Raw genomic sequence first — 15456 nt, 5'->3', positions numbered from 1 at the left:
AAGCAATCTCTTTTTTTGCGAAAACAGAAGAGTCTTTAATCAAAAAAATCACCTATAGATAGTATACTATATCTACAGGCGAAATTTAATCTTTCGGAATGTCCTTCAGGACATCTTTTTTATATGATATAGGGAAATTAAACGGATGAATAAGTGCATAGTGCGTAATAGCTATTCCTAGTAAATTTATCAATTTTTACTTATTTGAAAATAGACATGCTATACTGTTTTTGAAAGAAGGAGTATTATGAGAAGACGTATTTCTATAGTGATTGCTATGTGCATGTTGTTTACCCTAAGTGGTTGTTTTGGAAACAATGAGAAAAAAGAAGAAGTGGCGAAAACAAAAGATGTTAAATCTCTTATTGTGCAAGGGAAGATTATAGATGTGACAAGTACTCATTTTTCTATTGTGACAAGTGCAAATAAAGAATATGAGTTTAATCGAACTGAAATGCAAATGAAAGATGGGGAATTGAAAAAGGATATTGTAATCCAAGTTAGTTATATAGTAAAAGATGGTGTGATGTATGCACAAAAGGGAACGATTCTTGAGAATGAAGTTTCTACAGATGATCAAAGACAAAGTATTGATGATATTATTTCCCAAATGTCTATTGAAGAAAAAGTAGGACAAGTGTTTTTTGTAAGAAGCCCTGAGGATAACGCAATGAGCGATGTAGCGAGTTATCATTTAGGTGGCTATATCTTGTTCGATAGGGATTTTCATCAAAACTCTTATCAAGAAGTAATAGATAATATTGCATCGTATCAATCTCGAGCAAAGATTCCTTTATTGATAGGAGTGGATGAAGAAGGTGGGAGTGTTGTACGTTTAAGCAATTACACGGAATTTCGTGGAGCTCCATTTTGGTCACCACAGGATTTATACAATTATGGCGGATATGATTTAATCCGTTCAGACACACTAGAAAAGGCAACATTGTTAAAGAACATAGGTATCAATGTAAATCTTGCGCCTGTTGCGGATGTGTCGATAGATCCAAATGATTTTATCAATGCTCGATCTTTTGGAAAGAATGCAACGGAAACCGCAACGTATGTGGCAACTGTAGTAAGTATTATGAAAGAAAATAATCTTGGTTCTACATTAAAACATTTCCCAGGGTATGGAAATAATGTAGATACACATACTGGAATATCAGTTGATAAACGTACGTATGAGAATTTCGTAGAGAGTGATTTTCTTCCATTTATTGCAGGAATAGAAGCTGGTGTTGATAGCATTCTTGTTTCTCATAATATTATGACTTGTGTAGATGAAGTTGAACCTGCATCACTTTCTTCAAAGGTTCATGAAATACTTCGTAATGAATTAGGTTTTCAAGGTGTTATCATGACAGATGATTTAGCGATGGATGCAATAAAGGATTACATAGATTCAAGTGCAGCCGCAATCAATGCGATCAATGCAGGAAACGACATGTTAATATGCAGTGATTATCGCAAACAAATTCCAGCTGTTTTAGAAGCAATCGAACAAGGTGAAATTGATGTGAAACAATTGGACGCATCCGTAAAACGTATATTGACGTGGAAAGCCAATATGGGGCTCATAGATGTGAAATAGGAGAACGCAAGTTCTTCTTTTTAATTATAAAATAAAAAAATAGAACCGGTTCCACAAAAAGTGTTGACAAATTTATGTAAGCGTTTTATAATGAAGATGTGAAACCGGTTCCAGTGTGGTGATAAAGGAGAATATCATGGAAAAAAATCAACATTACTTAGAAATTTCAAAACAACTTGTTAACCTTGTTGGAGGGTTGGACAACATTCAAGGAACAGCACATTGTGCAACACGACTACGTATTGTATTAGAAAATAATGAACTAATACAATTAAGTGCAATTGAAAATGTGGATTTAGTGAAAGGGGTATTTGTTGCGGGAGATCAACTTCAAATCATCTTTGGACCAGGTCTTGTCAATGATATATATGCAGTGTTTGCGAACCTTACACATACTGAGAATATGTCATTAGGTGATATCAAAGCAAAAACAACACAAAAACAAAATCCTTTTCAAAAGGTGATCAAGTCATTATCAGATGTTTTTGTAGAAATAATGCCAGCAATATTAGCAGCCGCATTGCTTATGGGATTAACTGGTGTTTTAGGGAAATGGGATGTAATCACTAATAATGAAACATTTTATGCAATCAATCGTTTAGCGAATCTAGCATCTACTGGAATCTTTGCGATCCTTCCTATGGCTGTATGTTATTCAGCAACAAAGCGCTATGGCGGAAGACCAATTCTAGGGTTAGTTGTGGGAGCAATTATGTTAGATGCAAGTCTTGCGAATGCGTATAGTATTGGAACAGAAGGATTCAGTCCTGAAGTACTAAACATTCTTGGTTTTCAAATTGAAATGGTTGGATTTCAAGGTGGTGTAATCATTGCCTTAATGATGGGGTATGTGGTAGCAACTTTAGATAAATACTTTATTAAGAAAATACCAGATGTAATCAAATTATTGGTGGCACCTATGTTAACGGTATTTATTTCAACTATATTATTGTTTACAATCGTAGGACCATTGGGAAGAATTTTAGGTGACAGTGTAAGTGGTTCCTTAATTTGGATGGCGGAAAACCTAGGAGCATTCGGTTATATGTTATTTGCTGGTTTTCAACAAATTATTGTTATTACGGGACTTCATCATATTCTAGGCGCAGTGGAAGCACAGTTAGTAGCGGAAACAGGTAGAAACTTCCTAAATCCTTTAATGTCAGTAGCATTGATTGGACAAGCAGGCGCAGTAATTGGTTATTTATTATTGAATTGGAAGAATGTACGCACACGTGAATTGTGTATTCCAAGTTTTATAAGTACATTATTTGGCATCAGTGAACCAGCGATTTTTGGTATTAACTTACGTTATAAATTCCCTTTGATTGCAGGATGTATCGGTGGTGCTGTAGCTGGAGCATATGTGTATTTCACTGATTTAGCTTCTTTAGGATTTGGGACAACAGCAGTACCTGGTATTGCGATTGTAGATCCAAGCAACAATGGCTATATCAATTATGTTATTGCTCATGTCATTGGTTTAGGTGTAGGGCTTGTATTAACCCTAGTATTTGGTAAAACAAAAGCAAAAAAAAGTGAAGAGGTGGTTTTAGAACTACCAAAGAAAGATGAAATTGTATTAGATATGCCAATGGAAGGTGTTGTACAAGATATAAGTAAGTGTGCGGATGAAATGTTTGCCTCTAAAACATTAGGAGATGGTATTTTTATTGAACCGATCAATCACAAGGTGTTTGCACCAGCAGATGCAAAGGTTGAATTCATATTTCCAACAAAACATGCTGTAGGATTATCATTAAAAGATGGAAGTAAAATTATGATTCATTGCGGAATCAATACGGTAGAGTTAAATGGGGAAGGCTTTACTTCTTATGTAAAAGAAGGGCAAGAAGTAAAAAAAGGAGACCTCTTAATAGAAATGGATATCGAAACGATTGCTAACAAAGGTTATCAAACACAAACAATGATGGTTTTAAGTGAGATACACAATGATAGAAGTTATAATATTCAATCAGGACATAAAAAAATCATCATCTGTGCCGTAGGTGAATAACATGTTTACCAAAAAAGAATATGAAAAGTTTATACCAACGATGAAGGAAATGCGAGAAGAAGTAAAGAAAGATAAATTTCGTCTTGCGTATCATATCATGCCTCCTACAGGATGGTTAAATGATCCAAATGGCTTATGTCAATTCCAAGGTGTAAATCACATTTATTATCAATATACTCCACAGACACCTAGTTGGGGAATCAAATCTTGGGGACATTATACAACAAAGAACTGGGTAGAGTATCATGAAGAAGAACCCTTTCTATTTGCGGATTCAATATATGATTGTGATGGAGTCTATAGTGGTAGTGCCTTTGTAGAGGATGATAAGATTCACTATTTCTATACAGGGAATGTGAAGTATAACGATAAAGAATATGACTATATAACAAGTGGACGTGAACAGAATACAGTGTTAGTTACTTCAACAGATGGATTTACATTTGATAAAAAACATCTTGTATTACAAAACACAGACTATCCTAAGGATATGAGTGTTCATGTAAGAGATCCTAAAATCTATAAAAAGAATCAAAGATACTATATGGTGCTTGGCGCAAGAAGTAACCAAGATACAGGGTGTGTATTACTCTATGTTTCAGATGATTTAGTAACATGGAAATACCATATGCGTATAGAAAGTAAAATTCCTTTTGGTTATATGTGGGAATGCCCTGATTTATTTGATATTGAAGATAAGACATTTCTAGTTTGTTGTCCACAAGGTGTAGAACAAAAGGGGATTGACTATGCGAATGTATATCAAATGGGATATTTTGAAGTGAAGCTTGATTTAGAAAACAAAAGTTACGAGTTGTCTGACTTCGTAGAATTAGATCGCGGTTTTGATATCTATGCACCGCAAAGCTTTTTGGATGAACAAGGTAGAAGAATTCTAATAGCATGGATGGGAATTCCTGATGCGAGCTATCATAACGATAAAACAGTTGAACATCAGTGGCAACATGCACTAACACTACCTAGACAATTATGTTTAGAAGAAGGATATCTTGTATCAAAACCATTAGAAGAATTTAAGCAATTAAGAACGCATGCAAAAGGAATATCCATGAAGAATCAAGGGGAAGAAATAACACCTGCATTATATGAAGTTGAGTTGAATTTTTCAACATGCGAAACAATAGAACTTCAACTTCATGAAGGTATCCACTTGCATTATAAAAATCATACTCTAACTTTAAAGCTTACAGAGTGTGGTTGTGGAAGAGATAGTAGAAGTGTTGTTGTTCATGATTTATGTAAGTTGCAGATATTTATGGATACTTCTAGTATAGAGATTTTCGTGAATGATGGTAGAGAAGTGTTTACAAGTCGACATTATGCAAATCAAATCTCTAAGCTGAAACTACAAGGAGTATTTGAAATGGTGGGAACGATTTATGAATTGAAACCATTCATGATTATCAAGTAAAGTTAAAAACTTATTAAAGATGCAATATAGTTTTACAAAGGAGTTTATGAATGATTCGATTTTGACATCTATAGAAATCGTATATCCATTTTAAATATCTATTCTATCAAGAAATCAAAATAAGGAATCTTATAGCAAGAACAAGAAAGTAAGAATATGTATGATAGTAGTGAATGAATGTACGCTGGAATATGTATTGAAAATGTAAAAGAAGATTTTATTTCGTGCGTGTGGCATTTTAAAAAGGTCGAAGGAGAGTAACTATGGAATGGTGGAAACAGGCTTGTATTTATCAAATTTATCCTAAAAGCTTTCAAGATAGTAACAACGATGGAATCGGAGATATCAATGGAATTCGAAAAAGACTTCCTTATCTTAAAAAATTAGGGGTTGAAATTCTTTGGTTGACGCCTATGTATTCTTCCCCTCAAAAAGATAATGGGTATGATATTGCAGATTACTACGCGATCGACCCATTGTTTGGTACCATGAATGATTTTGATCAATTATTAGAAGAATCACATTGTTTAGGAATCAAAATCATGATGGATATCGTTGTAAACCATACATCGATTGAGCATGCATGGTTTCAAGATATCTTGAAGAACAAAGAAAAAAGTCCCTATTATGAGTATTATATTATAAGATCTGCAAAACAAGGTCGTAGTCCGAATAATTGGGAATCTATGTTTGGGGGAAGTGCTTGGGAGCCATTGGATGAAGAACGATACTACTTACATTTATTTGATGTTACACAGGCTGATTTGAATTGGGAATGTGAAGCGTTGAGAAATGAAATCTATCAAATGATGCATTTTTGGTTGAAAAAGGGTGTGGATGGATTTCGTTTAGATGTGATTAACTTGATAAGTAAACAACAGGATTTTTTAGATGATGAGGAATCTTCACCTAAGGGGAAATGTTATTATGCCAATGGTCCAAGAATGCATGAGTTTTTGAAAGAGATGAATGAAGAAGTATTCTCTCATTATCCTTGTGTAAGTGTTGGAGAAATGATGAGTATGGATCCAGAAAAAGCAATCGATTATACAAAACCAGAACATAAAGAAGTAAATATGATTTTCTCTTTCCAACATTTAAAAGTAGATTATAGAAATAAAGATCGTTGGACAAGAACTACACCAGATATCAAAGAAATGATAACTATTTTAGATACATGGCAACGAGAAGTAAATGCGGGAGATGGTTGGAATTCTTTGGTATGGAGTAATCACGACCAACCAAGAGTGGTATCTCGTTTTGGAAATGAAGAAAAATATCATAAAGAGTCCGCTAAAATGTTAGCGACGAGTATGCATATGTTAAAAGGCACACCTTACATTTATCAAGGGGAAGAAATTGGAATGTTAAATGCAGGTTTTGAAGACATTGATTCCTATCATGATGTGGAAACCTTAAACGTTTACAAGGAACGAATACAAAAAGGAATTGACGAAAAAACTATCATGGATGGCATCATGTACCAATCTAGAGATAATGCAAGAACACCAATGATATGGGATACTACAGAAGGCTATGGATTTAGTAAGTCGATGCCTTGGCTTGGGTATGGGAAACATACAGAAATCAACGTAGAAAGAAATATAGACGATGATGACAGTATTTTCTATCACTATCAAAAACTAATACAACTTCGTAAAGAAGAGGATATTTTAGCAAATGGTGAGTATCAGCGCATAGATGTGGGAGATGATGAAGTCTGGGGTTATATCAGAACCTATCAACAGGAACGTTGGCTCATTCTAAATAACTTTAAAGAAGAAGAAAAATTATGTCATATTGATTTACCAGAAGGTACGAACATAAAAGAAATTATCATCAGCAATTACAGAGATAGTGATTGTACATTAAAAGATAAGGTTCTTAGACCATATGAATCTATTGTATATCGACTTTATTCATAGTGAGTTGTAAAGAGGAAATAACTGCTTTATAATGAGTTTAAGAAATGTGTTATGGAAGTTGGAAATATGATTGTGAGGAGATTGAAATGAAAACATTATGTACTATAGGAGAAGCATTAATTGATTTTATTCCTGAGGCAAAAGGGATGCGGTTAAAAGATGTGACAACCTTTAAGAAAGTGGCAGGAGGTGCACCAGCCAATGTGGCTGCGGCAGTCTCTAGATTGGGTGGGAAATCCAAAATCATTACCCAATTAGGAGAAGACGCCTTTGGAGATTACTTAGAAGAAACGATGAAAGAAGCTGGTATTGATACAAGTGACGTATTGCGTACAAAGCATGGAGATACTGCTTTGGCTTTTGTTTCACTAGCACAAGATGGAAATCGTGATTTTAAGTTTTATCGACGTACGAGTGCAGATTTAATGCTAGAAGCAGATAAGATTACGGAAGATATGTTAAAGGATTGTGGAATCGTACATTTTTGTAGTGTGGACTTAGTGGAAAGTCCAATGAAACAAGCACATAAAAAACTAATTGATTTAGCCCTTCAACAACAATCCATTATCAGTTTTGATCCTAACCTTCGTTTATCTCTTTGGGATAGTGAAGAAGCTTTAAAAGAAACTGTAAAAGAGTTTATTCCAAGTGCACATATACTAAAAATTTCAGATGAAGAACTTGAATTCATTACAGGGTGTAAAACCATCGAAGAAGCTTTACCTCATGTATTTGTAGGTAATGTTACCTATCTTATTTATACCATGGGTAAAGATGGTGCACAATTGTATCGTAAAGATGGATCCATGGTACAAGTGGGTGGAAATATCGTTGAGGTAAAGGATACCACAGGTGCAGGAGATAGCTTTATAGGAGCGTTTTTATACAAATTATTACAACAAGGTATACAAGACTTTTATAAACTTAGCGATGAAGAATTGAGAGAATATCTTGAATTTTCGAATGTATATGCAGCTCATACGACCACCAAAGAAGGTGCCATTAGCGCTATGGCAACACAAGTTGAATTAGAACAATTTAAGAACTCCTTATAGAAAAGAACACACTTGAAGTGTGTTCTTTTCTTAGTTGTTTACCGAATGGTGATGAGCAGGTACTGCTGTACTCAATGTTCTAAAGGTATACCCTCTGTTCTTGTAGTATTCAATGATGGCAGGAAGTGCTTCTACAGTTGTGTAAGATCCTGCATGATCATGCATTAAGAAGGTTAACTGAGAACCGTTGTATTGTTTTGTTTGTTCAATCAAAGAGGCTGTAGAAGTATTGCTGTTTCCATCTCCACAAGTGGAATTCCAATCAAAGTATTGGTATCCTCGATTAAGGACTTCTTTTGTTAGGCGCGACATAATGCCCGTATTATAATTCTTACTAATCGTGTTACTTGCCCCTCCAGGAAAACGTATAATACGACTTTCTTCTCCTGTTTGTGCTTTTACTAAGTCTGAAATTTTTTGTAGATCTGCGAAGTACGCACCATCGTTCGCATATACATCTTGATAACGATGAGAATACGTATGTAAGCCAATCGCATGTCCTTGTCGATATTCTTCACCAATATAGGAAGCATATCCAAGGGATTGTCCAGTCACAAAGAAGGTAGCTTTGACATTGTAACGATTCAAGATTTCTAATATTTTTGGCGTGTTGGCACTTGGTCCATCGTCAATGGTAAGATATATTACTTTATCTCCAGGCGCAACTGGTTGTAGTACTCGTATAGTTGCGGAGGCATTTGCCTCATTTCCAGATTTATCTACTGCGTGGTATTTAACTGTATATGTGCCAGGGGTGTTTTTGTCGAAGCCAGCAGTATCTGCTTGTACTTCTACGCTTCCATCACGATCATCATTTGCACAAATACCACTTAATACATCGATCTCTCCACCTTGAACAATCTCGAAGTCATGTACTTGAATCACAGGTGCAGTAGTATCTTTGGGTAAGATATGTACAATCGTTTCTACTTCTGTTTTATTTTTTCCCTCATCCTGAACTACAAGGACTATTTTTTTATCCCCTACTTTATCAAAGACATAGCTTTCTTTAAAGGATACTTTTGTTTTTGTCGCATCCTCGATGTGTTTGATGAAAGATTGGGCAGTTGGATTAGTTTCCAGACTAATGCTTTGTTCTTGTGCTTCTACGATAGGCTTCTTCGTATCTTTTACTTCCACCTTTAAATCAAAGGTATGATTCTTTGCTTTATAGGTAAGTGTATATGTACCAAGTTTATTTGTATTTATAGAGCCATGTACCTTTATATCGTTCCATTTCAAATTTCTTAAGTCAGACACAAATTGTTTATTTTCATACGTATCATGGATTTCTAATTTAATCGGATTTTCTATAAAGTATACTTTAGGCGCAAAGAAAAATAAGTATGCAATACTGCATAAGGCAATACCTACCATTGTGCATACAATTGGAATTAATATATGAGTTATTTTTCTTTTCCGGTGCTTATTCATACCTTTATTATACATTCTTATTCTTACAAAAGATAAATCTTATAAAAATTTTATACGTAGAAGAGATATTATGGTACAATCAATAGTAAGGATATAACCTTTTCAAGAAGAAGGGATACATCATGGAAATACGACCATTAAATGAAAAAGAATACAAACATAAAGAATATGAATTTATATATGAGACTTCGGGATATTATAATTTAAAGATAAACGATATGTCTTTTCAATTCGTATATAAAGCATTTGAAAAAAATCAAAGAAGAAATTTTAAAGATGAACTACTAGCAGATTGGTTGGAAGCGCCAGTGTTGTATGGCGCATTTGTAGAAGATACCTTAGTAGGGTTTGTTGAGGGAAGTATGGAGGCTTGGAATCAACGATTTCGAATTAGTAACATCCTTGTAACCGAAGGTCATAGAGGGATGAGAATAGGTTCTATTTTGATTGAGCATATACTAGATATCGCAAAGTATCAAAATGCGAGAATGGTGATTTTAGAAACACAGAGCTGTAATGTTCCTGCAATTCATTGTTATCAAAAAAATGGGTTTAAAATCATTGGATTTGATACACATGCTTATTCTAATCAAGATATAGAACGTCATGAAATACGTATAGAAATGGGAATTGAGCTTCACAAGTAAAGGCATGAAAGAAAAGGAGGATATCGATATGTATGAAAGAATGTTAGATAAGGAAAAGAAACCGACCTTAACAGAGATGGAAGATTACTGTGGTAAAAGTGGAGAGTATTTTACACTATTAAATGCATGGCTTGAGAAAGAATATAAAACGATATCAAAACAAGTGTTTCCCTATGGAAAGAGTTATGGTTGGGCAATTGAACATAGAAAGAAAAAGAAATTGATGTGCCATGTCTTTGCGGAAAAGGAAGCCTTTTCTGTAATGATGAGATTAACCAATGAACAATTTGCGTTTATTTATGATAGTTTACAGCCATATTCACAGGATTATATTGATCATAAATATCCTTGTAGCGAGGGTGGATGGATTCATTATCGTGTAACATGTGGTGAACATTTTGAAGATATAAAAAAATTGTTGGCTTTAAAATTTGAGGATGAAATGAAATCATCATAACTATATAGAGATGAGGATGAGGTATGTGTACGCACTGTGATAGCATAAATTTGAAGAAGCGTTTTTATAATCCAAGTGCTTATGAGAATACGCTAAAGGAAATACAAGAACTTATAAATACAGGTGATTTTATCTTGATAGATGCGACTTGCGCTATAGAAGATGTACGCAATAAGGAAGGTGAATGGCTATCTGATATAATATGTCATACGATTGCATGTAAACAGTGTGGACAACGGTTTGTGTGTAGTATAGATACTTATCATGGACAAGGTAGTTTTAGACTTGAATGAAGAATTTTGCGCTTTTTTGATATTGTCAATTTGATATAAGTGCGATATAGTTAAAAGCGATAGATATCATCATACAATGCAATGTAGATACATACGACTAGGGAAGATATTTGAATGAGGTACTACGGATTTGCATATGCTATGATAAAGAAAAACTTTTTATGGAGGAAATCATGAATATTAAAAATGATGATGTTTTATGTTGTCTGCGTTCCTTTGGGTTTTCTTGTGAAGAAAAGACAATGGAAGGTTTTTTGCGTTACCAAAAGAGAATTGGAGATTTGTTAGTAACTGTAGCAAATGGCCAATTTGAAAACAAAATTCGTATTAGTATGTTACAAGATGGGGAAGGTAGAATCAGAACGTCTTATAAAGATATTATGGTTTTTATGGATATGTTAAAAGATATGATGATTGCGGGATTGATTGAAGAGGGGGCTGTAGTAAGCACAATGAACCCTTATATTGAAGGCTCTATAGTAGAAGATTTTGAGGATATGGATAATCCACTTTTAGGGTTGCCTCGTAAACCAGAAGGATTTATGGCACAGTAATGGTTGTTTTGTTTGCAATCTCTTTTGTTGTTAGCGTATAATGTAAAAACAAAAGAGGTGATTGTATGATAGATGGACATATGCATTTAGAGAATGGGCCATTGCATGTAGATTATGTTATGGAATTTGTGAATGCTGGAGTAAAAGCAGGTATGGATACGATTCATATCCTTGACCATACGCATCGTTTTATCGAATTCCAACCACTGTATACAAGATTAAAAGAAGCATCCCATTATCAAAAAGAATGGTTTGAGAAGAAAACATTAGAACCACTACAAACCTATTTCGATTTGATTGAAGAAGTAAAACAAATGGATTTACCAATCGAAGTGAAATTTGGTTTAGAAGTATGCTATGCTCCGGAGGATAAAGAATTTTTGCGTGAAATATTAAACGCATATCCATATGATTTTTTGATTGGAAGTATTCATTCTATCGATGGGTTACTCTATGATATGAATTCTTTTTCCCGGGAAATCTTATGGGATAAATATGATACAAATGCGATATACAAACGATATTATGAAATTATGGAAGATATGATTTGTAGTGATTTATTTACACAAATTGGACATCCTGATCAATTGAAGTTGTTTCATTATGATCCTACGTATGATTTAAAACCAACGTATGAGCGATTAGCACAAGCAGCAAAAGAACATGATGTGTATATGGAATGCAACACAGGAATTTATTATCGTTATAACCATGAAGATATGGGAACGAATAAAGAGTTCATGGATATTTTGAAAAAACAAGGAGTAAAGATCATGACAGCGAGTGATGCACATCAAAGCAAACACGTTGGAATGTATATTAAGGAAGTAAGTGAGACATTATGAGTATATATTTTGTAAGACATGGACAGACCGATTGGAACTTGCATGGAAAGATGCAAGGACATACGGATATAGAATTAAATGATACAGGAAGACAACAAGCGTTGATTGCTAAGGAAAAACTTGCGGATGTTCAGATGGATTTCATTTATGCTTCTCCCTTATCTAGGGCGAAAGAAACAGCATCCATTATCAATGAGAACTGGGATATTCCTATCGTTGTGGATGAACGTTTATGCGAGCGAAGTTTTGGCGAGTATGAAGGACATTCCAGTGATGGATTAGATTATAGTAAGCTTTGGAAACTTTGTGAAGAACCGCCATTTCCTGGGGCAGAAAATAGTATTGCTTTTTATCAACGTGTGGAAGCATTCCTTGATACGATTATCGAGCAAGCACAAGAAAAAAATATCCTGATAGTAGCACATGGTGGAGTTAGTATTCCTTATTATTGTTACTTTCATGGCTATGAGTTTGAGAACCTAAATGAAGTTTTGTTAGGGAATTGTGAAGTAAGTCGTATGGATGGTAAAAAGTATAGTTGTAAACAAGAAGCGAGTGTTTAATTGTAGCGATAGGTGGATTCCCACCTTTTCTTTTTGTTTGAATAGGGAGGTTTGCGAATTATTATGTTTTCATATCGTAACATCTATCCTTATAAAATCCTTTATATTCTTCGTTTTTGTAGGGATAAACACGCTCTTTTCATTGACATACTATACGAAAAGAATTAAAATAATAGGGCAGGATACTTTTTTTGTGAAATATTTTACAAATAAGAAAATTCTATGTATTCTTGCAGTATGTTATAAAAATTAACATCGCGAAGCAATCGCAAAAAAGCTTTCCAAGAAGAAAGCGAACAGTAAATCTATCATGGATTTTACGGGAAAGGAGAAATGACATGATTTATTCAAAAGAAGTCGAAAACATGTGCACTGTAAAATGTGGTGCAAGCCATGGTTGTGCGCCTATTCCTGAAGAAGGAAAATGGGTACATTCAAGAGAAATCAAAGATATCTCTGGTTTGACACACGGTATTGGATGGTGTGCTCCACAGCAGGGTGCCTGCAAACTTACATTAAACGTTAAAGAGGGGATTATCGAGGAAGCATTGATTGAAACAATCGGATGTTCTGGTATGACTCACTCTGCAGCAATGGCTAGTGAAGCAATTGTTGGAAAAACATTACTAGAGGCAGTAAACACTGACCTTGTATGTGATGCTATTAACACTGCAATGCGTGAATTGTTCTTACAGATCATTTATGGTCGTACACAATCTGCATTCTCTGAAAATGGTCTTCCAGTAGGTGCTGGTCTTGAAGACTTAGGTAAGGGAACTCGTTCTCAAGTAGGTACTATTTACTCAACAAAAGTAAAAGGTCCTCGTTACCTTGATTTAGCAGAAGGTTATATCTTAAGCATGGGTCTTGATGCAAACGATGAAATCATCGGTTACCAATATGTAAATATGGGTGTATTCATGGACGCTGTTAAAAAAGGTACAAATGCTGAAGACGCTTTAAACAACGCAAAGAAAACGTATGGTCGCTATGCAGATGCTGTTAAATACATCGACCCACGTCACGAATAGGAGGAGGAAAAATCATGGCATTATTTGAAGGATACGAAAGACGTATAGATAAAATCAATGAAGTTTTAAAGGCACATGGCATTTCTTCCATTGAAGAAGCAAAAAAACTATGTGATGACAAAGGTGTAGATGTTTATAACCTTGTAAAAGAAATTCAGCCAATCTGTTTTGAAAACGCTAGCTGGGCTTATATCTTAGGTGCTGCTATCGCTATCAAAAAAGGTGACAAAACTGCTTACGAAGTAGCAAAATCTTTAGGAGAAGGTTTACAGGCATTCTGTATTCCTGGTTCTGTTGCTGACGATCGTAAAGTTGGTATTGGTCATGGTAACTTAGCTGCTATGTTACTTGACAATGATACAAAATGTTTCGCATTCTTAGCAGGTCACGAAAGTTTCGCTGCTGCTGAAGGTGCTATTGGTATCGCTCGTAACGCTAACAAGGCTCGTAAAGAACCATTACGCGTTATCTTGAACGGTTTGGGAAAAGATGCTGCAAAGATCATTTCTCGTATCAATGGTTTCACTTATGTAGAAACTAAATTTGATTATTTCACAGGTGAACTTCATGAAGTAAACAGAACTTCTTACTCTACTGGAGAAAGAGCTGCTGTTAACTGTTATGGAGCTGATGATGTACGTGAAGGTGTTGCAGTTATGCATCACGAAGGTGTAGATGTTTCTATTACTGGTAACTCTACAAACCCTACACGTTTCCAACATCCAGTTGCAGGTACATACAAAAAAGAATGTATCGAACAAGGGAAAAAATATTTCTCTGTAGCAAGTGGTGGTGGTACAGGACGTACACTTCACCCAGATAACATGGCTGCTGGTCCTGCTTCTTATGGTATGACAGATACTATGGGACGTATGCACTCTGATGCTCAGTTTGCTGGTTCTTCATCTGTTCCTGCTCACGTAGAAATGATGGGATTAATCGGTATGGGTAACAACCCAATGGTTGGTGCTAGTGTTGCTGTTGCTGTTGCGATTGCAGAAGCGATGAATAAATAAGAAATTATATTCTATAGAAGGTTATGCGTACATATGCATGCCTTCTTTTTTATGTTATGATTGTGAAAAAGGAGATGGGGTTAGTGGATATGCTGTTGGAGTTTGTGTTTGAATTACTACTAGAAGGGGTAGTCTTTGCTACAAAAGATAAAAAGGTACCGTTATGGATTAGGATGATTATTGGGTTTTTACTTGTTGCTTTGTTTGCTGGTGTGATTGCGATGATTCTTGTATTAGGTGTGTTTGTTACGCATAAGGCTTATATGAATAAAGAGTCTATATTTGGTGGATTATTGATTGTTGCCTTGGGTGTTGTTTTAATAATCATGAACGTATATAGAATTTATAAATATTATAATGAACACTACAAAAAATCGGAAGTTCTTTAAAAATGTATGAATATTTATAGAAATCGAAACAAAAATGAAAAAAATTTGGTAATATTTAGTAATTTTTTCAAAAATATGATATATTCCCATCTTTGACAGCTAGAAGACAAAAAAACCTCAAATAACGCCTTGTTTAAAGGATGTTTTGAGGTTTTCTGTTATGCAGCGATATATAGTAATATTTTATCTTTCTTTTGTCTTACGAAT

15 protein-coding genes are annotated in these 15456 nt (G+C 34.7%); 14 read left to right on the top strand and 1 reads right to left on the bottom strand.

Annotated features, from left to right (window positions below):
- Positions 1-247 precede the first annotated feature (247 nt).
- The 5 genes from ACWG42_RS14330 (at position 248) to ACWG42_RS14310 (ending at position 8020) form a co-directional block, all read left to right on the top strand.
- Positions 248-1591 carry a glycoside hydrolase family 3 protein gene (locus ACWG42_RS14330; RefSeq protein WP_455793248.1) on the top strand — a complete coding sequence of 448 codons (1344 nt, stop codon included), beginning with the start codon at positions 248-250 and terminating at the stop codon, positions 1589-1591.
- A gap of 136 nt (positions 1592-1727) precedes the next feature.
- Positions 1728-3608: a glucose PTS transporter subunit IIA gene (locus ACWG42_RS14325; protein ID WP_455793247.1), complete on the top strand. Its 1881-nt coding sequence runs from the start codon at positions 1728-1730 to the stop codon at positions 3606-3608.
- Between the two features lies 1 nt (position 3609).
- Positions 3610-5040, top strand: coding sequence for a glycoside hydrolase family 32 protein (locus ACWG42_RS14320; RefSeq protein ID WP_455793246.1), 1431 nt, complete (start codon positions 3610-3612; stop codon positions 5038-5040).
- Between the two features lie 263 nt (positions 5041-5303).
- Positions 5304-6965, top strand: a complete 1662-nt coding sequence (locus ACWG42_RS14315; protein WP_455793245.1) for an alpha,alpha-phosphotrehalase — start codon at positions 5304-5306, stop codon at positions 6963-6965.
- Positions 6966-7051: 86 nt separating this feature from the next.
- Positions 7052-8020: a carbohydrate kinase family protein gene (locus ACWG42_RS14310; RefSeq protein ID WP_455793244.1), complete on the top strand. Its 969-nt coding sequence runs from the start codon at positions 7052-7054 to the stop codon at positions 8018-8020.
- Between the two features lie 30 nt (positions 8021-8050).
- Here ACWG42_RS14310 and ACWG42_RS14305 read toward each other — a convergent pair whose 3' ends face one another.
- Positions 8051-9454, bottom strand: coding sequence for a polysaccharide deacetylase family protein (locus tag ACWG42_RS14305; RefSeq protein ID WP_455793243.1), 1404 nt, complete (start codon positions 9452-9454; stop codon positions 8051-8053).
- Between the two features lie 122 nt (positions 9455-9576).
- Between ACWG42_RS14305 and ACWG42_RS14300 the strand changes: the two genes are divergently transcribed.
- The 9 genes from ACWG42_RS14300 (at position 9577) to ACWG42_RS14260 (ending at position 15249) form a co-directional block, all read left to right on the top strand.
- Positions 9577-10101 carry a GNAT family N-acetyltransferase gene (locus ACWG42_RS14300; RefSeq protein WP_455793242.1) on the top strand — a complete coding sequence of 175 codons (525 nt, stop codon included), beginning with the start codon at positions 9577-9579 and terminating at the stop codon, positions 10099-10101.
- A 28-nt stretch (positions 10102-10129) separates the two neighbouring features.
- A complete protein-coding gene (locus ACWG42_RS14295; protein WP_455793241.1) occupies positions 10130-10558 on the top strand; it encodes a DUF3788 domain-containing protein in 429 nt (142 codons plus the stop codon).
- 23 nt (positions 10559-10581) lie between these two features.
- Entirely contained in the window at positions 10582-10851 is a 270-nt protein-coding gene (locus ACWG42_RS14290) for a hypothetical protein (RefSeq protein WP_455793240.1), read from the top strand.
- Between the two features lie 173 nt (positions 10852-11024).
- The gene (locus ACWG42_RS14285) at positions 11025-11405 is read left to right on the top strand and encodes a hypothetical protein (protein ID WP_455793239.1); all 381 of its coding nucleotides are present in this window, start codon (positions 11025-11027) and stop codon (positions 11403-11405) included.
- 65 nt (positions 11406-11470) lie between these two features.
- Positions 11471-12250: a histidinol-phosphatase HisJ family protein gene (locus ACWG42_RS14280; protein ID WP_455793238.1), complete on the top strand. Its 780-nt coding sequence runs from the start codon at positions 11471-11473 to the stop codon at positions 12248-12250.
- A complete protein-coding gene (locus ACWG42_RS14275) occupies positions 12247-12813 on the top strand; it encodes a histidine phosphatase family protein (protein WP_455793237.1) in 567 nt (188 codons plus the stop codon). The genes ACWG42_RS14280 and ACWG42_RS14275 overlap by 4 nt, the downstream gene beginning before the upstream one ends.
- 338 nt (positions 12814-13151) lie before the next feature.
- The gene (locus ACWG42_RS14270) at positions 13152-13844 is read left to right on the top strand and encodes an iron-sulfur cluster assembly scaffold protein (RefSeq protein ID WP_455793236.1); all 693 of its coding nucleotides are present in this window, start codon (positions 13152-13154) and stop codon (positions 13842-13844) included.
- 14 nt (positions 13845-13858) lie between these two features.
- A complete protein-coding gene (locus tag ACWG42_RS14265; RefSeq protein WP_455793235.1) occupies positions 13859-14860 on the top strand; it encodes a GGGtGRT protein in 1002 nt (333 codons plus the stop codon).
- 56 nt (positions 14861-14916) lie between these two features.
- Positions 14917-15249 (top strand): hypothetical protein, encoded by a 333-nt coding sequence (locus ACWG42_RS14260; RefSeq protein ID WP_455793234.1) that lies wholly within the window; start codon positions 14917-14919, stop codon positions 15247-15249.
- Positions 15250-15456: the final 207 nt, after the last annotated feature.

This window comes from Amedibacillus sp. YH-ame10 (assembly GCF_053848885.1).
The sequence above is the reverse complement of the archived record's forward strand: the minus strand, read 5'-3'. Positions and strand labels throughout refer to the sequence as shown.

Bases quoted from the DNA above. Each gene is read 5' to 3' on its own strand.
- ACWG42_RS14330 (WP_455793248.1), top strand. From the start codon at position 248: ATGAGAAGACGTATTTCTATAGTGATTGCTATGTGCATGTTGTTTACC.
- ACWG42_RS14325 (WP_455793247.1), top strand. From the start codon at position 1,728: ATGGAAAAAAATCAACATTACTTAGAAATTTCAAAACAACTTGTTAAC.
- ACWG42_RS14320 (WP_455793246.1), top strand. From the start codon at position 3,610: ATGTTTACCAAAAAAGAATATGAAAAGTTTATACCAACGATGAAGGAA.
- ACWG42_RS14315 (WP_455793245.1), top strand. From the start codon at position 5,304: ATGGAATGGTGGAAACAGGCTTGTATTTATCAAATTTATCCTAAAAGC.
- ACWG42_RS14310 (WP_455793244.1), top strand. From the start codon at position 7,052: ATGAAAACATTATGTACTATAGGAGAAGCATTAATTGATTTTATTCCT.
- ACWG42_RS14305 (WP_455793243.1), bottom strand. From the start codon at position 9,454: ATGAATAAGCACCGGAAAAGAAAAATAACTCATATATTAATTCCAATT.
- ACWG42_RS14300 (WP_455793242.1), top strand. From the start codon at position 9,577: ATGGAAATACGACCATTAAATGAAAAAGAATACAAACATAAAGAATAT.
- ACWG42_RS14295 (WP_455793241.1), top strand. From the start codon at position 10,130: ATGTATGAAAGAATGTTAGATAAGGAAAAGAAACCGACCTTAACAGAG.
- ACWG42_RS14290 (WP_455793240.1), top strand. From the start codon at position 10,582: ATGTGTACGCACTGTGATAGCATAAATTTGAAGAAGCGTTTTTATAAT.
- ACWG42_RS14285 (WP_455793239.1), top strand. From the start codon at position 11,025: ATGAATATTAAAAATGATGATGTTTTATGTTGTCTGCGTTCCTTTGGG.
- ACWG42_RS14280 (WP_455793238.1), top strand. From the start codon at position 11,471: ATGATAGATGGACATATGCATTTAGAGAATGGGCCATTGCATGTAGAT.
- ACWG42_RS14275 (WP_455793237.1), top strand. From the start codon at position 12,247: ATGAGTATATATTTTGTAAGACATGGACAGACCGATTGGAACTTGCAT.
- ACWG42_RS14270 (WP_455793236.1), top strand. From the start codon at position 13,152: ATGATTTATTCAAAAGAAGTCGAAAACATGTGCACTGTAAAATGTGGT.
- ACWG42_RS14265 (WP_455793235.1), top strand. From the start codon at position 13,859: ATGGCATTATTTGAAGGATACGAAAGACGTATAGATAAAATCAATGAA.
- ACWG42_RS14260 (WP_455793234.1), top strand. From the start codon at position 14,917: ATGATTGTGAAAAAGGAGATGGGGTTAGTGGATATGCTGTTGGAGTTT.